The following is a 23,027-nucleotide window of genomic DNA, read 5'->3' as shown; positions in this document are numbered from 1 at the left end:
ACCGGCTGCCTCCCGTGTCGTCCCTGGCAGGTGGCGCGCCATGTCCGGCGACCCTCCCCTGAGCCGGGTGCCATCATATGGCCGGGTCGGGGGCGTGGGAACCCGCACCGTCCTCCTGTGGACACCGTGCGTGTGCGCCACGCCGCAGTGGACGGTCAGCTCGACGGCGTGTCGCCCTCCCGTTCCGTGCAGACCTGCCCGGAGGTGGCGAACGAGTCCGTCGAGTAGACCGCCAGCACGGTAAAGCAGTAGTCCACCCGCGAGTTCAGCCCGTTGACCGTGTAGCTGGTCTGCCCCGGGTCCACCGTGGCCATCACACCCAGCGCCTGACCGGTCCGGCCGCCGGCCACCATGAACGGCACCCCGCCACCCGCCGGGTCCGTCCAGTTCAGGGTGATCGTCGCCGAGTCGTCCTTCAGCCTCAGCCCGCCCGGCGGCGGGCCGGCCGCCGACGCGGACGGCGCGGCGGCCGACGGCGAGCCGGGTCCCGCCGGCGGCGCCGCGTCGCGGTTGAGCACCAGCACGCCCACGCCGACGAGCGCCGCGACGGCCAGGACCGCGACGACCACCGCGACGATGACCGCCGTGCGGTTCCGGCCGCCCTCCTCGGGCTCCGGCATCATCGGGTACGCCGGCGGCGGCGGGAAGGCCGGCGCCTGTTGCTGCGCGGGTTGCGGGGCCGTCGGCCGGGCCCGCACGGGCTGCGCCTTCATCGGGAACGTCTCGTCGATGTCGAGGTACGCCGGCGGCAGGTCGTCGACCTTCTCCCGCTCCGGCTCCGCCTGCTCCACCTCCTCCCGTTCCCGTTCCCACTCGGCCCGTTCCAGCTCCTCCTCGACGTCCGGCTGGTCGGCGTCGGCGTCGGCGTCGGTCGTCGCTCCCGTGAGCGCCTGTGGGGGAGCCGTGCTGCTCCACGGCGGCGCGGACATGCTCCACGGTGGCGCGCTCACCGGCGGCTGGCCCCCGGGCGGCGCGCTCACCGGCGGTTGAACCCCGGGCGGCGCGCTGACCGGCGGTGGCATCACCGACGGTGGGGGCGGGATTAGCGGCAAGGGGGGAACCGGCGGCGTACTGACACCCCGCGGCGGTGCGCTGACCGGTGGGCTGCTCGTCGGGTACGCGGGCGGTGCGCTGACGGGGGGCGCGGGCGGTGCGCTGACGGGTGGGCTGCCCGTCGGGTACGCGGGCGGTGCGCTGACCGGGGGCGTCGGTGGTGCGCTGACCGGCGGGGCGCTGACCGGGGCGGCGTGCGCCGCTGCCGGTGACGTGTCGGACGGCGGCGTCTCGGACGATCGGGCGGGGCTGACCGGAGCATCCGGTGCGGCGGTAGTGCCGGCGGCGCGAGCGATCTCCTCGGCGAGCAGCGGCTCGATCTGCTTGACCTGGATGGTCGGCTTCGCCCATCCGGGTGCAGCCCCGGCCGGGCGCTCCGGCGCTTCCGACGCCGGGGCGGTCGCCTCCGGCGCCGACGCGCGCGGGGCCTCGCCGACGGACTTGGCCAGCGGCGAGGACGGGATGTCCGGCGCGGCAGGCTCGGCATCCGGCGTACCGGGTCGGGGCGACGCGGCGCTCGTCGTACCCGTGCTGGAGGGTGGTTCGGCGGCGGGCCCCGCTGTCGTTCCGGGCGTCGTGGTGCTCGACGGCGACACGGCTTCGGACGCCGCCGTCCCGGCCGACGCGCCGACGGTCGGGGACGCCTCGTCGGCGGCCCGGTGTCGCGGCGCAACGGCGGGTCCCGTCGGGGGCACCGTGGCCCTCGCCTGCGCGGGCGGCTCGGCGCCGGCCAGCGGAGGAACGGGTGGCTTCGGCGCGGCCGGCACGGGTGGGGCGGGCGGCTCCGGCGCGGCGACGACGGGAGCGGCGGCCGCGTGGCGCAGGGGCGGCGGGAGGGGTGGCGTCGCGGCAGGGGGCGACGACACCGGGGCCGCCGTCGCCGGCGGCTGCGCCGTCCTTGGGGCCGGAACGACCGAGGCCACCCCGGCCGCCGCCGGCGGAGCGGGGCGCGGCGCAGGTGTGGCGGGACCCGGCGTCGCCGGTGGTTGGGCCGGTCCGGGAGGAGGCGCCCAGGGAGACCGCGGCGACGCCGGTGCGGGGCGTTGCGCCGGGACTACCGGGGGCGGCGGCACGGGCGCCGACGGCACCTGAGGGTGCGCCGGGGCGGCGGTGGGCGCCGACGGCACGACCGGGGGCGGCGGGATGGGCACCGCCGGGGCGTACGGCGGCTGCGCCGAGGACGGCACGGCCGGAGGCGGGGGTACGGCGGCACGGGCCGGCCCCGGTGGCGCGGGCACGACCGGCGGCGGCGGGATCGTCGGTGGTGGCGGGATCCGCTGCGGCGGAGGGGCGTACGGGGTCGCTTGTCCCCGCCCGGGGGCATGCGGTGCCTGCGGCGGGGCCGGCACGTGCGGTGGCGTCGGCGGGGCCCACGCCTGCCGGGGCGGTGCGGGCACCACCGGTGGGGGCGGAACCCGGGCACCCTGCGGCGGGGCCGGGTACGCCTGCGGCGGCGCGGGCGGCATCTGCGGCGCGTGGCCGACCGAGCGGGGCCGCTGCGGGCCCGCCGCAGGGTGCGGCGCCGGGGCGACGGGAGCGGCCCGTCCCACCCCACGTACGCCGGGAACGGGTGGCGGCGGCGGGACCGGCGGGGTGTGCGGGGACGCCGGTGCGGCCGGCGGGCCGCTCGCGACGTGCGGCGTCGGGTGCGCGGCCGGCGGCTGCGGCGGGCCGACCGCGGCGGGCTCGTGCGGCCGCCAGGTGGTGGAGAGCACCGCCAGCGACATCGTCGGCTCGGAGAGCACGGACATGTCGGGCCGCGCGGCCGGCGGCGCGGGCTGAGGGGCGGGAGCGGCGTCGCCGAGATACTGCCGTGCCGTGCGTACCGCAGGGTGGTCGACGCCGAGCACGGCGGGCCCGAGGGCGGCGACGCGGGTGTAGTTGCGGCGGGCCTCGTGCCGGTTGCCCAACTCGTCCGCCACCGCGGCCAGCTCGAAGCAGAGCGCCAGCATCAGCGGATCGGACGGTGGCCAGAGGCGCTCGCCGGCGGCGGACGCCTCCTCCAGCACCCGGCGGGCGGCACCCGGGTCGCCCGCCTCCCGGTGCAGGCGGGCCAACAGGTGCGCGGTGCTCAGCACATCCGGGTGGTCCTTGCCGTACGGCGGCCGGGCGGAGCCGACGGCGTCGTTGAGCAGCCGACGGGCGGAATAGAGATCGCCCGCGGCGCGCAGGGCGAGGGCCCGGTGCTGCACGGCGGCCAGGGGAGAGGGATGGGACACGTGGCCATGCTGCCGCGTGAGGCCCGTCGGACGCTACCCAGCCCCTCCCGTTTGCCACGGTTCGCCCGGGGCGAGATGCCTTCCGACCTGCGGCGGTCCATCGGCCGGAAGCCGATGTGCATGATCCACCCGGGGCGTGTACAGTAACTCCCCGTGCGGCCCACCAGGGCGGCCGGCGGGTGGAAGGTCACCTCGGTCGACACGGTAGGCTGGACGGGCAGGTCCGGGTGGCGGAATGGCAGACGCGCTAGCTTGAGGTGCTAGTGCCCGTATAGGGCGTGGGGGTTCAAGTCCCCCCTCGGACACGAACCATTACCCCACGGTGCGCGCTGAGATTCACTGCGGCGCGCACCGTTTGTGTTTCCGGCTGGTAGGTGAGCCGGAGCCCAAGTTGCCGGTAGACCTCGGACTTGTCGGCAGGGTCGGCGTCGCGGAGCACGGTGGCGATGTCGCCGAGCGCCGTCACCAGGCTCGTAATCTCTGCTTGGCTCATGCGGCGTGGGCTGTTGCCCGCCTTCGCGTGCAGGTCGGCTTCGGCGCGGGCGCGTTCGGTCTGGGTTTGGGTGATCCATTTGGTGACCACCGCCGGGTCGGCGCCGGCGTCGAGGGCTGCTCGGTAGCGCTCCAGCTTGGCGTCGCATTCGGTGATGATTGCCTGGGCTGCCTTGCCGTGACCGGGCGGATGATCCAGGGGTTGGGCGTCGGCCATCGCGGTGATCGTCTGCTCGATGCGGTGGGGTGTGAAGGCGGAGGCCAGCCAGGTGTCGAGCGGGTCGGTGAGGGCGTCCTCGCGCAGGTACACGTTGCGGGGATGGTCGATCTGGTTGGCGAGGGCGTACTCCTGGGGGAAGCGGCAGCGGTAGTAGGCGTTGCCGTGGTTGTACTGGCCCTGCATGCGTCGGTCGCAGGCTGCGCAGTAGATCAGGCCGCGGAAGACGTACGGGTTGCGGGTGCGCTGCTTGACGTGTTGACCTCCAGTGCCCCGTCCGCGCTTTTCAAGGATTGCTTGGGCCTGTTCGAAGGTCGCGTCGTCGATGAGTGGTTCGTGGCTGATCTCCTTGGAGACCACCCACTTGTCGCGGGCGTGCCAGCGCATGATGCCGGTGTGGCCCATTGCTACGTCGTCGACGTCGAGCAGTACCTCGTCGGTGCGTTGTTTGTTCCATACCTGTCGCCCGGTGTAACGGGGGTTGGTAAGGATGACGCGGACGGCGCTCTTGGACCAGGCGATGCCGCTGCGGTGGGGGTTGCGGGCGCGGTCGTGTGCGGACGGGCACGGTATGTGGTTGGCGGTGAGTCCTTCGGCGATAGCGAAGAGGCCGATGCCGGCGAGGAACTCGGCGAAGATCCGCAGGACGATCGGCGCAGTGTGGTCGTCGGGAGTGAGGCCCTTGAGGCGTTTGCCGTCGGCGGCCTTGGCGGGGTTGGGGTGGGGGCCGAGGTCGCGGAGGGTGTAGCCGTAGGGTGGGCGTCCGCGGTGAGCGCCGCGCTGAGGATGTGCAGCAGCTTCTTCGCGGTGTGCCCAGCTTTGTTGACCGGGCCCGGACCCCAGGGGCGTTCGCGTGTCGGGTGGTGCAGGACCAGCTCGACGGACGCATCGACCTCGGCACGGTACGTCGAGACCGCAGTCAGGAGACCGCCGAGAACCAGGCGGCCCACACCGATCCGTTCGGCCCGGAGGTTCTGGCAGACGCCGAGCGGGCAGGAGTTCGAACGCCAGCGGAGACCACCGCGGCCAGCAGTGACCCGGCGGTGACGGCCGCCCGGGCGTTTCCCGTCTCGACCCGCGACGCTGTGGCGGCGGCGAAGCCGAGCACCGACGCAGCCGGGCAAGCGCCTGCGGTGAAAGCTGTGGAGATGGGTCTGGACTCGCCCAGTCGGTAGGTCCACCGACAGGTACGGACATGGTCAGGGCCAGACCGGTGGCAAGCCGACACGGACCGCAGCGCCGGCCACGGCGCGAGGACCGGAAGCGGCGCGGCAGCACCTTCTCTGGCTTCTTTGGCCCGTAAGGTCTGCCGGTAGCTTCCGGGCCAGAAACAACTCCAGTGCTGGTCAAAGACGGGATAGCTATCCCCCGGCTCAGGCGTTCGTGCAGGGCCCTTGAGCAGGGCTGAGGTTGTTTTTGGTCCGGAAGCTACGGCGAGGCCCTGGGGGTTGTCGGGCTTGGGGTCGGTGACAACATCGAGGCGGTACTCGTCGGTGGCGCCGGTGACGTAGGTGGCGAAGAGGCGGCGAGTCATCGGGCCACCGCCTCGGAGGCGCGGGGACCGGCGTAGCCGGTCGCCCAGGGGCCGTCGTCGTAGGACCAGGTCCAGCGCAGCCGGAGCCATGCCGCGCCGGATCTCACCCAGCGCATACGGCGTCGACACGATAAGCTATCGACCGGCACGAATTCGTCGACGAGGGGATACGAAGGATGCGTAAGGGAATCGCCATGCTCGGGTTCGCCGGAGTCCTCACGGGACTGCTGGCGGTCGCCACCCCCGCCAGCGCCGCCCCGACCGGGGGCGACGCGGAGCAGCGGGGCGGCTTCCGGGCCGCGGCCACCTGCGAGTGGGTGGTCACCTGGCCGTCGGCGGGCGTGTACGAGCTGCCGACCCGGATGGATCCGGCCCTGAAGGTCAAGAACGCCGGTGACCGGGTCGGTGGCGGTTACTGCATGGAGCACTACAACACCAGCGAGCTGGAGTGGTACGTGTCGGTGACTTGCAGCTGCGCCAGCGACAACATCGGCTGGATGCGGCGAAACGCCCTGCGCGCGGCGTGAGCCGCGCGGCGGCCCGGCCCGTCGGCCACTGCGGGGACCGCGGGTCGGGCCGCCGCGTACGTCGGGTCGGGGCCCTCCGGCGCCGCCGCCCCAATCTGCCGACCCTGAATGCGCTCCGCCGGCCCTCAGTGGCCGATGTCGTCGCGGTCCGTACGGGCAGCGCGGCTCGTAGGTGCTGGCGTACGCGACGCCGAGGTAGGCCTGCCGGTAGCTTCCGGGCCAGAAACAACTCCAGTGCTGGTCAAAGACGGGATAGCTATCCCCCGGCTCAGGCGTTCGTGCAGGGCCCTTGAGCAGGGTTGAGGTTGTTTTTGGTCCGGAAGCTACGGCGAGGCCCAGCCGGTAGGCCGCCGCACGGAGGTCGCGTCCTGGGCGCTACGGCATGGTGAACGGGTTCTCTTCCTCGCCGAGGAGCAGCGGCACGTCGTGCACCGACAGGTCTGGTCTGGGTCGGGCGTACTGGACGCGGTGTCGCCATCGTTGGTGTTCGAATGACGTGTCGACCTTGATGTCCGTCACCACGGTTGGCTGCACCTGCACGTATCGCAGCGGCTCCGGCCGGTCGAACTGCCCGGCATGACGCGGGTAGCGGATCGGGCCACGGGTGCCCGACTGCGTGCCGGTGCGGGAGGATCGGCGGCGAGAGCAGCGTCGCCAGCTCTAGGCGCTGCGGCGTGCCGAGCGGGTGCGTGCGGCCGGTGTACCGCAGCCGGCCGCGCCGGTCGAAACGGCCGAGGAGCACCGTGTCGGGGTTGCTGATGCTGCCGGTCACGCCGCCGACGATCGCCTCGGTGGTGACCCGGGTGCGGAACTTGCCCCAGCCGCGGCGGCCGGGCGTATACCGGCCTCCGCGCCGCTTGATCACGATGCCCTCGATGCCCGCTGCCGTCCACGTGGTCAGCCACTGGCCGACCTCGGCCATGTCGTCGGTCTGCGGGGTGAGGGTGAGCTGCGCTGGCGCGTCGGCGAGCAGGCACGCCAGCTGGGCTCGCCGCTCGACGAGCGGGGTGTCCAGTAGCAGTTGCCCGCTGGCGTCGGCGAGGAGATCGAACAGCACGTAGTGCGCTGGGTGCCGAGCCGTCAACTGCAGGGTCCCGCGGCCGGCGGTGACCCGCCGCTGAAGCAGCGCGAAGTCCGTACGCCCGCGTTGCCACGCCACCAGCTCCCCGTCGAGTACCCCTCCTGGCGGCAGGGCCCGGACGGCGCGGGTGATGTCCGGGAAGTAGGGGGTGAGGTTCCGGCCGGCGCGGGACTGCAGATACACGCCGTCGGCCTCCCGGAAGGCGATCGCCCTCCAGCCGTCCCACTTCGGCTCGTATACCAGGTCCGGGCCGTCCGGCACGGCGTTGACCGACACTGCGAGCATCGGCGCGACCGGCCGCCGCAGCACCCCGGCGGCCGCTTCAGCCCGGCGCCGCGCCGGGCTCACCGTCCCCGCCGCGTCTGAACGGTCCTCACCTTCGCATCGTGGGGGAGGGGTGACCCGGTAGGGGCGAAGATCCGCAGAAGCCGATGCCCGAGGGCTGGCAGGTCGGGGGCTGGCCGGTGAGGGATCGCGCCCGTGGACGAGGACCATAGGCAAAGTCCGGTGTTGGCGTCACGGGTTGTCGAGCGTGCGCAGATAAGCCTCGGCCTCATCGATCGTGACGAGTCCGTCTCGCAGGTTGTAATAGCCCTGCTCGACTTGGTCCGGATCAACTCCAGCAGCGCGTGCCTCCTCGCGCAGCGCGGCCAGGTCGATCTCGTCTCGCAGGGCTTGGGCGACCGCAGCGGTGTCTCGGGCCTGCAGTTGGACGGCGGCCTCTTGCTGGCCACGCTGGTAGAGGAACCTCGCGCCGGCGAAGCCGCCGACGACGCCTACGCCACCGACTGCGCCAGCAGCAAGATAGAAAAGGATTGGAGGGATAGGCATGGTCGGACCTCTCACGCAGCAGCCAGGACAGGGTGATACGGACGGCTGCGCCTGACGGCGCGGTCCGCACCGTACCGTGCCGAGTGCGGAGGGGTGGGGCGCCGCTCTGCCAGAATCCCTCAATGGCGAGCCACATCGACCTCAGTAGGATTCGCGAGCTGATTGACGTCTTTGATGGGTTTGATCTTGTACTCGCCGGTGCATTGCCGCCGTGCCATACCCCGCTCACCGTTCGGGCCGAGGGTGAACAGGGGCATGGAGGCGAAGCGGTGGTCCGGGTCGAGCGCGTCGGCCCGGATGTCACCGGTACCGACGCGCACGACCTCGATGCCGGTCCGCTGCGCGACACCAGTCAGGCGGTCCAGATGCCGGTAGACCGCGGCCGGCTTCCAGGCGGTGTCGGCGAAGATCGCAGCGTCGAACCAGGAATCTTGCCCTGGGCGGCGAGCAGTAGGAGCGTGGAACTCTGCACGCCGGCACCCAGCGAGAGGTAGCGGTGGGTAGGTGCGCTCACGCGACCACCCCGGTTCCGTCCTGCGGCGACAGGGCGAAGATGAGGACGTCCTCGTGTGCGATGAGGTGCATCGGCCCCCCTGCCGGCCCTGGCCTTGCGGACCTGCTGGAGTTGGAAGAACGACGGGCGGGCGACGAGCTGCCCGTCGCGGACGGCGGCGAGCAGGGCGACGCACCGCTCGGTCGGAACGAGGCCTGCGCGCAGGCCGGCGGCGATGACGGCGCTGGGCAGGTCGACCAGCTCGCCGCGCTTGCGCCACGGCCTGGCGGTGACCACGACGACGCCGTCGGGTCGCAGCAGGGTGGCGCAGCCGGCCAGGATCTGGGCGAAGCCGTCGGCGAGACCGGTCAGGTCGCGGTAGGCGAGGTTGCCCTTGTCCTCGCCGTACCGGTCGTCGTACTTGACGACGCCGTCCGCGCCGGGGCGGACGAGGCCGTGGACGGTGGGCCCGTACGGCGGCGAGGTGACTACGAGCGCCACCTGCCGGGTGAGGGCCTTCGGGACCAGGGACATCAGTCGGGTCGCGTCGCCGCGGATGACCGATGCGCGTCCCGTGGCGCCCTGGTCGTGAGCGTGGCGAATGTTGGCATCGGCGATGTTCGACCATTGCGGCTCGTACTCGATGCCGAAGGCGTCGCGGCCGGCGTGGACCGCTTCGACCCGGGACACCGCTCGGGTCGCGTCCCTTCCTGATGTATGGCGGACCCGAGGTGGGCCCGCCATACCCGGATCTACACGGTGCTGAACTCGATGGACACGGAGTGCCTACTGCCGTCCGACAGACTTACGGTAAGGGTCCGAGTTTGGTCGTTGAACGCTTTTGGAACCCACGTACTCAGCTCGATGCGTCCGGTCGCCGCGTTGAACGTTGGAGTTCCAATCGTAGCTCCGGATGCGTCCCACGTCACGGAGGTGACTACGGATAGGTCCGAAATGACGGTGTCGGCATAGTCAGCGACGCGGAAGCTGAAGGAGAGAGTGTAGGGAGCCGTTTGGATTGCTTGGTCCCAGTCACCGATATAGTTGCCACCCAAGTAGAAGCCGGTAAATTTATACCGGATGTTGACGGTCTGAGCGCAGATTGCTTCGTTCCCGGAGTCGTCCACGGCTCGCCAGGTGACGATAGTCGTGCCGTATGGGAATGTCGCGGGCGCGTTGTTGGTGACCGTCACCGACGTGTCGGCGTTGTCCGATGTCTCGGGCTGGCCGAGCGCTGGGGTGATGCTGGTGCTTGTCACCTCAGGTGGACAAATGATGATGGGTGCCTGCGTATCGGGAGGGGTTGGACCGCCGCCACTGCCGCCAGAGCCGTCAATGTCGACCCAAAAAGCATCACCGTGAATGATGCGGTTGGGCACATAAAAGTCCCGGTTTACCCCATCTCTACCGTGGGCGACGTTCTCAATGAGAGGGACGTCGCGGCGACTGTAAACGCCATCTCCGGTATAGGCACCTTCCTGCGTTGATGCGAACGGATACTCGTCGCATGAACCGTCCGGTGCAGTGGGAAGCACGTTCGGGCCCGAGGTAGGGCAGGCCGTGTCACGGTTTTTTTTCTGCAGGTATTCATCAATGAGCCGATGCAGCGGTCGGACACCCGGCTTGCCGGGTCGGCCCGCCGCCTGGGCATCCTTGATGTGCTGCGCCACGTTCGGATATAGACCGGAAGTCGAGAACGACACGGTTGGTACATAGTTTGGAAACACGCAGCCAGGAACCTGCAGATGCCTCACCAACGTGTCGCATCGAATCTTGGCATCCGACATGATGAATGCTGACCCGGGGAGGACATTCGGGTCGGCGTTAGTCATAGACATCTGCATGTACGTCTGACCCCGCCCATAGGATTCTGTGGGAAGGTCCGAGACGAAGTACCAGGTACCATCGGCATCCGTAGTCGCCAAAGTGGGAGCGATGCCGTCCTCAGTGGTGGGCCGACAGTCTCCAAGACAGGTAAAGCTGATGTCATAGAAAGCCGTCGAGCCCTTACCCCAATGGCTAGCCGAATGGACCCAGACCTGCTCGCTGAAGTTGGTGCTGCCGTTTGCTAGGAAAATGTAGTGGAAGGTCTCTAGTGACACTTCGCCCGCCAGCGCACCCGTCCGCGCATCCCGGATATCCCAGTTAAGCCCCAGGTCCCAATGGCAGGCTTCGTCTCGAAAAGTTTTCCATTCTTCGGGGTCGTTGAGACAATAGTGCTGCAGCTCGTCTATCGAGGAGATCGACGCATCCGCGGACAGGGTTTCTCGCATCGACTTCCCTGTCCGGTGTTCTGGCCGCGTCCGGTTGGTAGAGTTCTGTGAGTCCAGGCAGGCAAAATACTTTTTGTTGGCCTTCAGGAATTCGTCACGGCGCTTCTCCAGCTTGGAACATTCGCTAGATTCGCGACCGACCTTGTCCTTGGGCGGAACGAAGGAGTCTGCTGCCTTCGCCGGTGCCGGCCGGTATGAGGTTTGGCCGGCACCACGCATGGAGTCAGTCGGACTCTGCGCGGCCGCAGGAGAGCCCGCCAGGGCAACAGCGAGGACAGATGGCAAGGCGGCCGATAGTACGAGGGCGATGGTGCGTTGACGCGCCAACAGGGCTGAGCTCCAATCCATAGTGGCTCTCAAGTAGCGCTGGCAGTGGGGAGCCTGCGCGCTACTTGCGAGCCGGGAGCGGAACCCTAACACAAGCGGTCGATGCGCATTGTCCCTTGTGGGCAGCGCCCTTCCATCGACAACCTTCCTTCCCGGCCACCTGCGGGAGGGTCCAAAGGCCCCGGCCGGATGCACTGGCCAAAGCGGCGCAGCGAGGTCATCGGCGTACCTGACCCGACGCCCGGCTTTGTCCTGCCGAAGCGGTCCTGGTCGACGCTCATAACGAAGGGCAATCGCCGGCCCCGGGCTACCTCGGCGAAGCCACCACGGCTTTGATTAGCGGCCCAGGCGCCCCCGGGGACCGGGCGCGTCCAGGCGTGACCGGTCACGATGCCTCTGCGCGACGCATGATAGCCGGACCGGGTCGTTTGACTCTTAGAACCCCGTCGGCCACCATGCTGGGCATGATCCTCCGGCCAGATGATGAGCGCACTTGCGCAGTCAAAATGTCTTCGCGGCAGTGGCGTACGGTGAACAGTGTCCTTGACAACGTGGTCAATGTCGAGGCCGAGAATGGCGACCCCGACGATCGCATAGCGGCGGGAATGCAGATTCTTCGAGAGGGCTGGCATCAGGTCACTGGATGGACTGAAACAACAGGCTCCAGGGGCTGGCCCCACGACGATCAAGAGGTGACCGTGACGCTTTCCGGCACGCAATGGAGATACGTGATCTCCTGCCTAGACCGATGGCATGAAGTTACTGATGAGAAGTCTGCTGCCAAGCTATCCCTAATCCGGAAACTCGTGGCCAGCCAAGCAGAGGCTTGTCTGCCTGGACAATCCTGAACTCGGCGCCAAATTGCCAGGCGGCTCTGTGTAACGGTGAATGACCCGCCGGCCGGCGCGCTGATGGCCGGCAAGGAGAAGGGTTCAGCCCTGGTTCTCGGAGTTATTCAGCCAGCCACGGTAGGCCGCGACCTGCGTCACGCGGCGGTCGCATGTCGTTCGATCACAAACCGATTCTTCGCAGTTGCAACCCATTGCTGCCGAACGGTTTAGGCGGACAAGCACGTCCCATCGGACAGCGTCCCAGCTGCGCCGGCCGTCTCTCTTGAGGGAAGGACGTAGCCGAGCACGCAGGCACCTCCAACTCGGGCGGCGAACACGAGCCCCTTGCCCTCGGTGATGTCGTCGGACCGCGCGGGCCGTACGACATTGTCAACCAGACCCACTCGGTTCAGCGCGTTTCGCAGCTCGACGGCGCCGATGTTGTCCTGACCGCATGGCCCGGGTCTACCGGCAGCAGTTGTCTCGCAGACGGACGGCTGTCGATCCGCCGCAGCTGACAACTCCGTTAGGAGTTCAACGGCGGCGATTCGGGCGGCCTCCCGCGCCGCTTGGCTCGGGGTGCTTCGGCCCGCCGCAACGGCGGAGTCCCAGCATGGATCCGGCACCGCTCCGGTCGGTTGCGCGGGATTGAAACAGGTGATGAATCGCGGGGTTGTCGGTTCTGCCGCGGCGGTGCTGCCATCACTGTCTCGGCCCATGATCAGCGCAGCGAGCGAGATGGCGGCAGAAACGACGAAGACAGCACCGAGCGCCGCCGCTACGACGACCGGTCTCGGTAAGCGCCAAGTCATGCGTCAGACAGTACTCGCAACGGCCTGGCTCATCGTCCGACGGCACCCATGAGTGCTGTGCAGGGCGTCTCTAGAGGATTGCCAGAGACATCCGGAGCGGCCGGACCCAGGCGTGAATCTCCCCGGGGCGAACGTGACGGCCTCATACCCCTCACCCTCGGCGAGATCCGCCGTCTCCTGGCATACCTGATCACCACCACCCGACCCTTCGACCACATCCATCGATGGTCACGATGGCGACGCCGACACCAGTACCGCGCCAGAACAGCCCACTACCAGCGAAGACACCGACTCCACCAGGTGCGGCTGGAGTACTAATACTCCAACGTCACTTGGCTTCGGCGTTGGGCGTGGCGTGGGCATGAAGACGGCCACCGCGGTGATCATCGATGGTTTGTGAGGACAACCGAAGATCGTGCGGTGGCCGCGTGCCACAGCGTAGACCTTCTCGGCGATGTGCGGATCCGCTGGCAGACACTGATTGTCGGCGGGCTACAGGTTGTTGATTCGGGCCAGTAGGTCTGCCTCGGTCAGGTTTTCCAGGACCGCGTCCTGCTTGCGGGCCAGGACCGCCAGCAGCTTCTCCTTCTCAAGCTTCTTGGCCGCCGCCGCCTTCGCCGCCTGGTCCTCCGTGAGGCGGACGGCGATGACGTGCTTGACGACCTCCAGCTTGGTCTCCAAGGTTGCCTTGGCTGGATTGGCCTCGGTGGCCACGAACGACTCGGTGTCGACGGCCTTGAGCTCGGCGTTGACCGCCTTGGCCACATCATCGAGGCTGAAGCCGGACTTGGCGGTCAGCGGAAGCTCCCACAGCTGTTCCGTGGTCAGCAGTCCCTTGGCCGACGGATAGCGGAACTTCTCCCGAGCGGCCTTCTCGAAAATGGTCACGGTAGCCTCTCTGAAATATCTGGGTAGGGAATCAGAACTGGATGCTGATGAGGCGGCGCCGGCCGCCGGTCATGGTCACCTTGGCGACCACAGAGCTGCGGACCGTGGAGCTGAAGCCGAGGCCGGAAAGCTGATCCGGAGACGGCTCGCACTTGGTGCGGTCGCCGAGAACCTCGAACACCTTGCGGTGCGGTTGCAGGTCGCTGCGGAGGAACTCGTTGTAGATCCCCCGCGTCGGCTGGTCGTTCACGCACCCCTTCAGGATGAAGAAGTAGTGCCGGTTGCCGACCTCGTTGTCGTCGAAGTAGTTCGGCGAGTACATGATGGTGGACACCGGTACGAACTGTTCGGTGGTGATGCCCCACAACTCCTTGCCCGCACTGCCCGGCTGCACGTCCTCACCCGGTCGGAAAGCGGTGATCACCCCGCCGGCAACCGTCATCCGGCCCACCTCGACGGTCTCCTTGTGGCCGACAGCGCGCTCGTGGCTGTAATGCTCGGTCTTCCCGTTGCTCTCGGTCTCGATCACGAAGCCGACCTGGGTGCTGTCCCGCTTGCGGTACTGGTTCACCTCGATCCGGTACTCACCGTCGGGGACACGGTCGGTCCAGGTGACGTTCTCCACCGGCTCACGGGAGAGCGTCCCGCCGGCGTTCATGTCGACGTCCAGCTTGTTGCGCTTCTCCTGGTACCAGATGTGGTCGCCGTTGGGTTCGTACACGTGCAGGTCCAGGTCGTCGTGGTTGAACCAGGACAGGCTCACCCGCAGCTTGCCGGTCACGTTGCCGCCGGCCCGCTTGACCTTCTCCCTGATCGAGTCGGTGACGTTGCCGCCGTACGACCAGCCGAAATCGTTGTCCCACTTGAACAACCGCGGAGCAGTCGGGCGCCGGCCGGTGGTGAGGCTGACGAGGTGCGGCTCGTAGGTGTTGGCGACCCACAGGTCGATGGTGGCGGCGCCGGGCAGGATGTCCTTCATGAAGGAGACCACGGGAATCTCCTCCGGCTTGGCGTCGCGAAGGAGCGCACCTGACGACCGGGTGGTGGCCGCCTGCATGAGCAGCCCTTCGATGCCGTCCTTCATCCGTGCCTGGGCGTCGTTGTCGACCCACAGCACGTTGGTGACCGACACGTCGGACAGCCGGGCGAACCGTCGCTGCAACGACTCCTCGATACCCAGCTCGGCAATGGTCCTCATGGCGGCCTTGACCATGCCCGGGGTGATCAACGCCGTGGGGCGCTGGTAATTCTGCGGCGCCACCTTCGCCTCGAACGACCGGACCGCCTGCTCCAGGTCGACGCCCGCGGAGAGATCCTGGACGAGGGTGCCGATCACTGTGTTGCGGAACCGGGCCGCCGGGTTCATGGCGTTGGCGAAGACGAAGGCACGTCGGTCGGTCGCCTGGGTCCACCGGTTCTGCAGCGAGCGGAACTCGGTCACCGCCCCGCGATGCTCCGCGCCGCGGTAGAGGGCGTTGTCGTCGACAAGGTCGACGACGGTGTCCAGAGCGTGCCGGGTCAGCTCGGCCAGGCCACGCTGGAAGACCTGCACCGCGGCGTCAAAGTTGCCCTGTGCCGCGCCGACGTCCTCGATGCGATGCCGCTTCTCCACCCGGCCGTGCAGGTGGTGCCACACCTCGACCTGGCCGTCGCGCAGCGTTCGGGTGGTCTTCGTCCCGTACTGCGCCTGAGTGGACCGGAAGATGGTGGACAACGGCAGCGAAAGAACGAACTCGTCCAGAGCGGCGGCGACGACGGAGAAGACCGGGTCGGATGCCGACACCCCGGACCAGACGGTACGGACCCGCCCGTCGTGGATCTCGACGACGTTGCCGAAATGCTTGATGAAACCGCGGCAGGTCGAGCAGTCGTACTCGGATCGCTCACGGAACCGCAGATTGGTGCCGGCGGGGAAGGAATCGAGAAAGGTGAGCCAGAGTGAGTCCCGGTCGAGACCGTCGCCGACGGCGTACAACTCACCCTTGGACATCGTGGACAGACGCGAAGTCACATCCGTCACGAACTGCTGGAAATCGCCCACCGTTTCATCCCCCTTGATCGCCGGAGATCCTACGCAGCGAACGCCAATCGGAGAAACGCGTATCCGGCTTTCCGTACGGTCACAGACGGGCGCCGATGGCCGGCGGTCAGTCGACCGGAGCGCGTACGGCGGGGTGCCGGGCCGGCGGTCAGCAGTTTCCGCCAGTTGGCAGGGTGGCGCCGTTGAGTACATCCCGGCTCACGCGGTGGTTGCCTTCCCGGGCACCGACAGGCCTGGGTGGTCGAACAACTTTCTCAGGCACGCCAGGCTCGCACCGAGGGACCGTGTGAACGCGCGCTCAATCAGGTGCTCGCTCATGCCGCGATCCGCGCGTCACGAAGCGTCACGCCGAGCTGGCCGAGTGTTGTCCGGACGTGTCGATGAGCGTGCGAGTGCGCTCAGGAGAGGACGCCGGTCGGCCCAGGGACAATGTTCGGATGACGATGCGCCCCGAGCTCTACCCGCCGGTGGTCGACCACAGCGCATCACAGAGCTTTGTGCCGCCATCGAAACCATCGCAAGGCTGCTGGAGCGCGGCGAGCCGGCCGACTCAGCGATCTCCAGGTTCAACGCCGAAACCGGCCTTGACTACGACGCCGGTCAGTTCCTTAACTACTGGACGTCTCGTAACGTCGAGGACTTCGCGCTCGAAGCCGCCCGACCGGCAAGGCCGAAGGTCGCCAACATCAGCCGGGACGAGCTGATCGAGATTGTCCGGCGGATACAGGCAGCCGACGACGACATCGACTACTACGTTCTGCTGCTGGCCACCAACGTCCTGCACCCACGAGTCACCGATTTGATCTTCTGGCCACCACCGGAGCTGGTCGACGCGTCACCCGCGGCCATCATCGACGCGGCATTGAACTACAGACCCATCGGCCTCACGTGGCAGCGCTCCGTGGAAGCTCGGCCTCCTGCTGATCGCGGGTCTGAACATCCTGATCTTCCACAGGCGCACCTACCGCGGTGTCTCCGACTGGGACTTGGGCGAGCCCTCGCCTGTCCCGGCCCGGCTCGCCGCGGTCGTCTCCCTGACGTCATGGACGGGTGTCTCGGTCGCGGGGAGCCTCCTGGCCTACAGTTGACCGGCACGGCGAGGTTACGCGAGGGCGGGATCGGCGAGGCGGTCGTACCGAGGCCATCGGCTTCCACTTGGTCGAGGTGGGAGCACCTGTTTCCGGTCTAGCCGGTACGGGAACGCTCGTGGTGGGTCGGCGGTGACCACGATGCTGGAGTGCCCGAGGAGGTCCTGCAGGGGCTTCAGGTCGGCGCCGGCCTGGTGGGCAAGGGACGCGGCGCCGTGGCGCAGGTCGTGCAGCCGCACCGGGGCAGCCTGGCCCGGCGGACGAGGATCCGGAAGCGGGTGGTGGCGTAGTTCGGGTTGATCGGCTTGCCGTCGGCGCAGGGAACACGTACCCGGTGGCGGTCCACGGCTTGCCGTTGTCCCCCGCGTGGGGGCCTGGTGTGGCGGGTGCCGGCCCGCCAAGCGGGTGCGGTGTGGTGGGGACGGTCATTGTGCGACGTAGCCGCCGTCGACGGGGAGGGCGACTCCGACGACGAAGCTCGCGCCCGGGCTGCACAGCCACAGGACGGCCTGGGCGATCTCGTCGGCGGTGCCGAGCCGGTTACCTCCTGACCGCCCCCGACCAGCTCAAAGAACACCAGTGGACGCTCGTCGACGCTCTCACCGCGCGGCTTGTCCACAAAGGACCGCGCTGGCCGGCTTCATCGGCTCGTTCGCTGCGCTACTCACGCCCGCAGCGGCAACGATGACCGTCTCGACTCATGGATCGCCGAGGTCAAGGCCACGGATCTGCCCGACCTGCACACGTTCATCCGCGGCCTCGGCCTTGACCGCGACGCCGTCAACGCCGTCCTGACCTACCTCTTCCACAACGGCGGCACCGAAGGCGTCAACACCAAAACCAAACTGACCAAGCGACAGATGTACGGACACGCGGGCTTCGTTCTCCTACGCCATCGAATCCTGCTCCGCTAACCAGGAACCGGTAGGGGAGGAGGAGGCATGGGCGAAACCCGGTCGGGTTTGGGGGAGTGGACCCGGACGAACGCGGCGAGGATGTCGACGACGGCGGGTTGGTCCGCGGATGAGTCGCGCATGATGCGCTCCAGGGCATAGATCGCGCCCAGACGCACACTCTATGGGCAGCAGCTCAGCCCGCAGGAGATCGTAGGCATACGTGTGAACTTCCACTCGGGCTCGCTTATGACACTGGCCCGGTCGACACATCCACCACGGCAGATAGCTGAGCTGGCGCATTGGCATATCTCGCTACTCACGATGGTTGTCCGCCCGCCGAGACGTCGGCGCGGCCCCACCGCCCATGGACGCCATGCAGGGTGATCCGGCCGAGCGGATCGGGAATCGTCGGATCAGTCGCCAGGCGGCCGGAGTGTGGCTCCATGCCGAGCATCGTCCGGAGCAACAGCATGGGTGTGCCGGTCGACCACGCCTGCGGACTACATGCGGTGGGGTACTGGACGGGGTATTTGGTCAACTCGCGGTCGTAGCCGGCGAATGCCTCCGGTAGGCGTCCCTGGAAGTACTGCGCCGCATCGATGATCGCTTCCGCGATCCGCCCGGCCTGTTCGGCGAAGCCGTAGCGCCGGAGCCCCCAGGCGATGATCGAGTTGTCGAATGGCCAGACCGTGCCGACGTGATAGCCGACCGGGTTGTACCGTCCCTCACCCTGCGCCAGTGTGCGTACGCCCCAGCCGGAGAAGAGTTTCGGTCCGGTCAGGTGGGCGGCGATCGCGCTGGCACGGGACTCCTCGACGATGCCGCTCCAGAGCAGGTGACCGATGTTCGAGGAGAGCGCGTCCACCGGCCGGCCGTCGGTGTCGAGGGCCAACGCATAGAATTCACGGTCCGCGACCCAGTAGTCGCGGTTGAACCGGTGCTTGAGATCCGCCGCCTGTGCTTCGAGCGCGTCGGCGTACGCCGGATCGTTCCAGAGCTCCCGGGCCATCCGGGCGCCGCGCATCTTCGCGTCGTAGGCGTAGCCCTGCAGTTCACAGGTTGCCCGGGGAAGCCCCGGCAACGTCCCGTCGTGGTATGAGATGGAGTCCCAGGAGTCCTTCCAGCACTGGTTGTCCAGCCCGGTCTGCTCATTCCGACGCTGGTACCACAGGTAGCCGTTGCCCATGATGTCGCCGTACTCGTCGATCCAGTTCAGCGCGGCCCGCGCGACCGGCTCGAGGTGCCGCACCAGGGCGGCGTCGCCGGTCCAGCGCTCGTACTCGTCAAGCAGCACCACGAACAGGGGAGTGGCGTCAGCTGAGCCGTAGTACGGCGAGTGGGGCTGCTCTGCGAACGCGACCGTCTCCCCGTACCGCACCTCGTGCAAGATCTTGCCGGGCTCCTCCTCGCCGAAGTCGTCCAGCCTGCTGCCCTGCAGAGCTCCTAGTACCTGCAGCGTCGTGGCCGCGAGGCCCGGCACGAACGGCAGCGCCTGCAGAGACACGAAGATGCTGTCGCGACCGAAGATGCTCATGAACCATGGCAGCCCGGCCGCCGGAACGCTCTCCCCGCCGGCGATCAGCGGCATGAACCGTAGCGCGGCAAGATCGACCAGCCCGCGCTGATATGCCGTCGCCAGCGACTCGTTGTCGCACTCGAGCCGTGGTGCGCGACGCAGCCAGGCCTCGAGGTCCTGGCGCATCTGTGGCCTCGTCCGACCGGGCCGGCCCTGAAGGGTCACGCGAATGTCCTGCCCGTCCGGTCCCACCGTCTCGACGCGTATCTCGGCGCCCCACTGACCGTGGGGTTCGAGCCGGACGGTGAAGGTCAGGCCCCGTTCGTCAACAAGGGCGGGCGGGTCACTCGTGATGACGCTCTCGCGGCGGAAGGTCCCCCGCTGATAGCCGAGACGCAGACAGCCGTTCTCGATCCGGGTGTAGTAGCTCCCCTTCTTCTGCCGTACGTCCTTGATCTCGAACAGGTCGGCGAAGTCGCTGCTGGCGTCGACGCGGATGCACACGTCGACCGGCTCCCGCTCATGGTTGAGGACGGTCAGTTGCTCGTGCATGCTGCCGATGATCGAACGTTGGCGGATCACGGACAGCTCGGGTTCGATGCGGGGCGACGGGGCGACGGGGACCAGGAAGTAACGCGTCTCGTAGTACTCCAGCTCATCAACCGTCAGTGCCTGCAGCCGTTCGCCGTTGACGCTCAACTGCCAGGTCGACAGGAATCGTGTGTCGAACGAGAAGAGACCGGTCGGAAACGTGGGCGACGCGACGATGTCGCCGTTGGAGTTGCTCACCACGAATGTGCCGCCGTCCAGAATTCTGACGAGATCCGTGCTCATGGCCGGTGTTCCCGACCACTGACGGCTCGCGGGTGGCGTGCCCCGGGCGGACCGGGAAAAATGCGTTCAAAGCGGGCCAGCAACATCAGGTCACCTTCAACCACGACCTCGTTCCGCAGCCATGCCCGCCGCATACGTTCGCGGCCGGTCACCATGACGTCGAACAGCGCCTGATCGGTGCGAGCGACGCAGTCGGCCCCGCGTTCCTCCCGCGACACCCGGACCTCCCCGCAGCTGATCTCCACGAACCAGTGGTTCGTCCGGTGATCCTGGCTAAGGCTAAACAGGATCGTGCCCTCCGTCTTCTCCAGCAGGGGCTCATGCCCTCGCCTGCGAACCGCCTCGAAGAACTCGCCGGTCGGATCCCGAATGGGTCCTCACCCCCTAACCGACACGCCACCCTTCACCCGGAAGTAGACCCCCTCGACGGCGTCGTATCCGGGGTTACCCACAGGAGGTGAACCGACACGCGCGGAGCCCGTAGCGATGGCGATCAAGGAGTCACGAGGTTCATGGCGTCGAACTACCGCCGAGCTGCCGGGGGTGTTGTTGATCGAATTGCACGGTTCCGGTGGGCCAGCAGGCCGCCGACGGTCGTGGCAGCGCCAGCTATCACCATCATGATCACCATCGGGGCGATGGATCCGTTGGTCGCGCCGGTAAGGAAAAGCGCTGGAATTGGCAAGAGTGCACCGCCGATGAGCACTGCGATGGTGATGCTGGTCGCTACACCGATATAACGCAACTTGACTGGAAACAGGTCTGCCGTCAGTGCTGGCGCCACCCCGCTGAAGATCCCGTACGAAACGGCTCCGACCATCATCGCCGCCAGCAGTGCCGGCAAGGACGATGCACCGACCAGCCAGTACGATGGCGCCGCCCAGAGGATCAGCCAAACACCGGAAATGATGATTGCCCGTTCCCTGCCCCACCGGTCCCCGTAATAGGCGCTCACGATGGCAACGATGACTATGACGGCCGCAGTCGGCACCAGTCCGAGTTGCACCCAGGAGACGGGCAGAGTCGGTACGTAGACCTTGACGTAGGCGAGTAGGCTTGTCAGGTATGCATAGGCGAAGGCGGCCGGGCCAATCCCCATCAAGATCCCAATCGCAGTGGGCCGGGGCGTTTCCCGAAGGAGCCTTCGGATCTGGCCGGCACCGGCGGTTCGTCTGACGTTTGGACCCTTCGTCGCGGCAACGAACTCTGGCGTCTCCGCCAGGCGGGCACGAAACAGCAGGCCGACGATCACCAGCAGCGCGCTGAACAGGAATGGAAGTCGCCACCCCCACACCTCGAATACCGCCGGACCCACGGCGACGTTGACCGCCACCAGCGTCACCGCGACGATCAGGATCCCCAACGGGAAGCCAATTTGTGGGAACGACCCATATAAAGTCCGCCGATGCGGCGGCGCATACTCGACGGCAACCACCACCGCTCCCGGATATTCGCCACCGACGGCCATCCCTTGCGCCAGTCGGAGTGCGACCAAGAGAAGGGGTGCGGTTATACCGATGGCCGAGTACGTCGGAAGTAGTCCGATGCCGACGGTTGCCACACTCATCATGGCAAGGGACCCGAGAAGGGCAGGTCGCCTGCCGGCACGGTCACCGATGCGGGCGAACAGTGCAGCGCCCAGCGGCCGCATGAAGAAGGCAACAGCATGACTGGAGAAGGCAGCCACGGTGCCCAGCCAAGGGTGGAAACCGGGAAAGAAGAGCGGGCCAAAAACCGTTGCCGCAATGAACGCGTAGAGCAGGAAATCATAAATTTCGATCGCGGTGCCGATCATCGCGACGAACGCGACCTGCCGCGGCGTCAGGAAGGTCTTCGGCATCGAACCCCCAGATACGGCTACTTTCTGCAGCAGGCTTCGATGAGCATCGTTGCCTTTCCACTCATGTCGAGAGCATCGTGACCTTCCCATTTTTGCCGAAGGTAAACATCGACTTCTTGCTGCCCTGTCCGTGCGAAGCCTTCTGGCACGTCCACCAGGCCGACCAGATCGAGACAGCTATCGTTTAGCCCTGAGCCGGCCGAAGAACATCAAACCCTCCGGGAAACCTGGGAAACCTCACCGCCGTGTCGTGGACGTGCCACCCGGCCCGCAACCTCGGTGTTGTATGACCTGGCACCGCCACCCACCCGCACGCTGGGCGCTCGAGGTCACTTTCGCCGACTCCCGCTAGCAACTCGGCGCCGGCCAAGCCCGCAACGACACACCATGCGGTCGAGCGCACCATGCCCCTTGAACTGCTGACCTGCAGCGTGGTCGTGCTCTGGTACGCCCCTACCGGTTACAGCCCGCAAGCGGCGCCGTCCCGACTGCCCCTGGATTTGAGCAGAAGACCACCCCGGCTTTCGAGGACATGCTGACCACCTTCGCAAGACGATCATCGCGGCTCGTTATGTCCGATCGGCCTGAGCTGCCAGAACCCGAAGAAACCCGGGCCGTTCAACTCGCCTGGGCGCAAGCCGCAGCCTCTGACCCACCGAGGATCGACAGGCGATCGACCACCAATCTGCGAAAGCTGAGTATGGGCGGGCCTGAGGGACATCCGGATGCCGCAGATGGACGGGGTGGCCGCGACCCGGGCCATCATCGATGCCCGGCTGCCGGTGCGGTGCTGATCCTGACCACCTTCGACTTGGACGAGTACGTGGTGGGGTTGCGCACCGGGAAGAACGGCGTATAACTGGCCAACGTCGTGCCGGAGGAGGTGGTGGCGGTGATTTGCAGGGTGGCGGCAGGGGACATGGTGGTCGCCCCACGCATCCTGAAGCGGCTGCTGGACCGCTTCGCCGACGTGCTGCCGGACCCGTCGGCGCCGCCGAGGGTGCTGAGCGCGCTGACCGAGCGGGAGCGGGAGATGCTGGTGCAGGTGGACCAGGGGTGTCCAACGCCAAGATCGCCCGGCGTTGTCGGTCAGCGAGACCACGATCAAGACCCACGTCGGGCACGTGCTGACCAAGCTGCGGCCGCGCGACCGGGTTCAGGCCGCCGTGCTGGCGTACGAGTCGGTCTGGCGCAGCCCCGGCGGTGAGGTCGTCGCGCTCTGTCAGCGGCAACGG

General features: G+C 67.8%; 16 protein-coding genes, 1 tRNA gene and 3 pseudogenes. 7 read left to right on the top strand and 13 right to left on the bottom strand.

Annotation, left to right across the window (positions count from 1 at the left end; translation table 11 throughout):
* Positions 1 to 155 precede the first annotated feature (155 nt).
* On the bottom strand, positions 156 to 3,272 hold the full coding sequence (locus ACLQ22_RS10170) for a tetratricopeptide repeat protein (RefSeq protein WP_425692044.1): 3,117 nt from the start codon (positions 3,270 to 3,272) through the stop codon (positions 156 to 158).
* Positions 3,273 to 3,493: 221 nt separating this feature from the next.
* On the opposite strand from ACLQ22_RS10170, the gene ACLQ22_RS10165 reads away from it, so the two are divergent.
* Positions 3,494 to 3,577: transfer RNA gene (locus ACLQ22_RS10165), tRNA-Leu, on the top strand.
* Here ACLQ22_RS10165 and ACLQ22_RS10160 read toward each other — a convergent pair.
* Entirely contained in the window at positions 3,559 to 4,632 is a 1,074-nt protein-coding gene (locus tag ACLQ22_RS10160; protein WP_425692151.1) for a recombinase family protein, read from the bottom strand. The two genes, ACLQ22_RS10165 and ACLQ22_RS10160, sit on opposite strands and share 19 nt — an antisense overlap.
* Before the next feature lie 212 nt (positions 4,633 to 4,844).
* Here ACLQ22_RS10160 and ACLQ22_RS10155 point away from each other — a divergent pair, with 212 nt between their 5' ends.
* Together ACLQ22_RS10155 and ACLQ22_RS10150 are read left to right on the top strand one after the other, a co-directional pair.
* Positions 4,845 to 5,156 (top strand): hypothetical protein, encoded by a 312-nt coding sequence (locus ACLQ22_RS10155; protein ID WP_425692158.1) that lies wholly within the window; start codon positions 4,845 to 4,847, stop codon positions 5,154 to 5,156.
* 535 nt (positions 5,157 to 5,691) lie between these two features.
* Entirely contained in the window at positions 5,692 to 6,042 is a 351-nt protein-coding gene (locus ACLQ22_RS10150) for a hypothetical protein (RefSeq protein ID WP_425692043.1), read from the top strand.
* Positions 6,043 to 6,310: 268 nt separating this feature from the next.
* Here the strand turns inward: ACLQ22_RS10150 and ACLQ22_RS10145 are convergent, their stop codons facing one another.
* Both ACLQ22_RS10145 and ACLQ22_RS10140 read right to left on the bottom strand, forming a co-directional pair.
* A complete protein-coding gene (locus tag ACLQ22_RS10145) occupies positions 6,311 to 7,471 on the bottom strand; it encodes an ATP-dependent DNA ligase (RefSeq protein ID WP_425692042.1) in 1,161 nt (386 codons plus the stop codon).
* A gap of 168 nt (positions 7,472 to 7,639) precedes the next feature.
* Positions 7,640 to 7,954: a hypothetical protein gene (locus tag ACLQ22_RS10140; protein WP_425692041.1), complete on the bottom strand. Its 315-nt coding sequence runs from the start codon at positions 7,952 to 7,954 to the stop codon at positions 7,640 to 7,642.
* Positions 7,955 to 8,076: 122 nt separating this feature from the next.
* On the opposite strand from ACLQ22_RS10140, the gene ACLQ22_RS10135 reads away from it, so the two are divergent.
* Entirely contained in the window at positions 8,077 to 8,448 is a 372-nt protein-coding gene (locus tag ACLQ22_RS10135) for a hypothetical protein (protein WP_425692040.1), read from the top strand.
* 16 nt (positions 8,449 to 8,464) lie between these two features.
* Here ACLQ22_RS10135 and ACLQ22_RS10130 read toward each other — a convergent pair.
* The 5 genes and pseudogenes from ACLQ22_RS10130 to ACLQ22_RS10110 all read right to left on the bottom strand — a co-directional run.
* Positions 8,465 to 9,128: pseudogene (locus ACLQ22_RS10130) on the bottom strand (site-specific DNA-methyltransferase); the annotation flags it as partial.
* 71 nt (positions 9,129 to 9,199) lie between these two features.
* Positions 9,200 to 11,005 carry a NucA/NucB deoxyribonuclease domain-containing protein gene (locus ACLQ22_RS10125; protein WP_425692039.1) on the bottom strand — a complete coding sequence of 602 codons (1,806 nt, stop codon included), beginning with the start codon at positions 11,003 to 11,005 and terminating at the stop codon, positions 9,200 to 9,202.
* Positions 11,006 to 13,181: 2,176 nt separating this feature from the next.
* Entirely contained in the window at positions 13,182 to 13,577 is a 396-nt protein-coding gene (locus tag ACLQ22_RS10120) for a hypothetical protein (protein ID WP_425692038.1), read from the bottom strand.
* A gap of 31 nt (positions 13,578 to 13,608) precedes the next feature.
* Positions 13,609 to 15,618, bottom strand: coding sequence for a hypothetical protein (locus tag ACLQ22_RS10115; RefSeq protein WP_425692037.1), 2,010 nt, complete (start codon positions 15,616 to 15,618; stop codon positions 13,609 to 13,611).
* A gap of 550 nt (positions 15,619 to 16,168) precedes the next feature.
* On the bottom strand, positions 16,169 to 16,402 hold the full coding sequence (locus ACLQ22_RS10110) for a hypothetical protein (RefSeq protein WP_425692036.1): 234 nt from the start codon (positions 16,400 to 16,402) through the stop codon (positions 16,169 to 16,171).
* Positions 16,403 to 16,855: 453 nt separating this feature from the next.
* Here ACLQ22_RS10110 and ACLQ22_RS10105 point away from each other — a divergent pair, with 453 nt between their 5' ends.
* Positions 16,856 to 16,996, top strand: a complete 141-nt coding sequence (locus ACLQ22_RS10105) for a hypothetical protein (RefSeq protein WP_425692035.1) — start codon at positions 16,856 to 16,858, stop codon at positions 16,994 to 16,996.
* A gap of 135 nt (positions 16,997 to 17,131) precedes the next feature.
* Here the strand turns inward: ACLQ22_RS10105 and ACLQ22_RS10100 are convergent, their stop codons facing one another.
* Positions 17,132 to 17,203, bottom strand: a complete 72-nt coding sequence (locus ACLQ22_RS10100; protein WP_425692150.1) for a hypothetical protein — start codon at positions 17,201 to 17,203, stop codon at positions 17,132 to 17,134.
* 8 nt (positions 17,204 to 17,211) lie between these two features.
* On the opposite strand from ACLQ22_RS10100, the pseudogene ACLQ22_RS10095 reads away from it, so the two are divergent.
* A pseudogene (locus tag ACLQ22_RS10095) lies at positions 17,212 to 17,620 on the top strand (transposase); the annotation flags it as partial.
* A 298-nt stretch (positions 17,621 to 17,918) separates the two neighbouring features.
* Here ACLQ22_RS10095 and ACLQ22_RS10090 read toward each other — a convergent pair.
* From ACLQ22_RS10090 to ACLQ22_RS10080, 3 genes are all read right to left on the bottom strand, one after another.
* Positions 17,919 to 19,952: a glycogen debranching N-terminal domain-containing protein gene (locus ACLQ22_RS10090; protein ID WP_425692034.1), complete on the bottom strand. Its 2,034-nt coding sequence runs from the start codon at positions 19,950 to 19,952 to the stop codon at positions 17,919 to 17,921.
* A complete protein-coding gene (locus ACLQ22_RS10085; protein ID WP_425692149.1) occupies positions 19,949 to 20,323 on the bottom strand; it encodes an SCP2 sterol-binding domain-containing protein in 375 nt (124 codons plus the stop codon). Before ACLQ22_RS10085 ends, ACLQ22_RS10090 begins: the two co-directional genes overlap by 4 nt.
* Positions 20,324 to 20,475: 152 nt before the next feature.
* Positions 20,476 to 21,792, bottom strand: a complete 1,317-nt coding sequence (locus tag ACLQ22_RS10080; protein ID WP_425692033.1) for an MFS transporter — start codon at positions 21,790 to 21,792, stop codon at positions 20,476 to 20,478.
* Positions 21,793 to 22,502: 710 nt separating this feature from the next.
* On the opposite strand from ACLQ22_RS10080, the pseudogene ACLQ22_RS10075 reads away from it, so the two are divergent.
* A pseudogene (locus ACLQ22_RS10075) lies at positions 22,503 to 22,997 on the top strand (LuxR C-terminal-related transcriptional regulator); the annotation flags it as partial.
* Positions 22,998 to 23,027 lie beyond the last annotated feature (30 nt).

Origin of the sequence: Micromonospora sp. DT178 (genome assembly GCF_049841695.1) — a bacterium.
Classification (GTDB): domain Bacteria; phylum Actinomycetota; class Actinomycetes; order Mycobacteriales; family Micromonosporaceae; genus Micromonospora.
Note: the sequence above shows the minus strand (reverse complement) of the source record. Positions and strands in the feature narration are given on the sequence as shown.

What these genes read in the sequence shown, in the direction of transcription:
- ACLQ22_RS10150 (WP_425692043.1), top strand. Translation starts at nt 5,692, where the DNA reads ATGCGTAAGGGAATCGCCATGCTCGGGTTCGCCGGAGTCCTCACGGGA.
- ACLQ22_RS10140 (WP_425692041.1), bottom strand. Translation starts at nt 7,954, where the DNA reads ATGCCTATCCCTCCAATCCTTTTCTATCTTGCTGCTGGCGCAGTCGGT.
- ACLQ22_RS10135 (WP_425692040.1), top strand. Translation starts at nt 8,077, where the DNA reads ATGGCGAGCCACATCGACCTCAGTAGGATTCGCGAGCTGATTGACGTC.
- ACLQ22_RS10090 (WP_425692034.1), bottom strand. Translation starts at nt 19,952, where the DNA reads ATGAGCACGGATCTCGTCAGAATTCTGGACGGCGGCACATTCGTGGTG.
- ACLQ22_RS10080 (WP_425692033.1), bottom strand. Translation starts at nt 21,792, where the DNA reads ATGCCGAAGACCTTCCTGACGCCGCGGCAGGTCGCGTTCGTCGCGATG.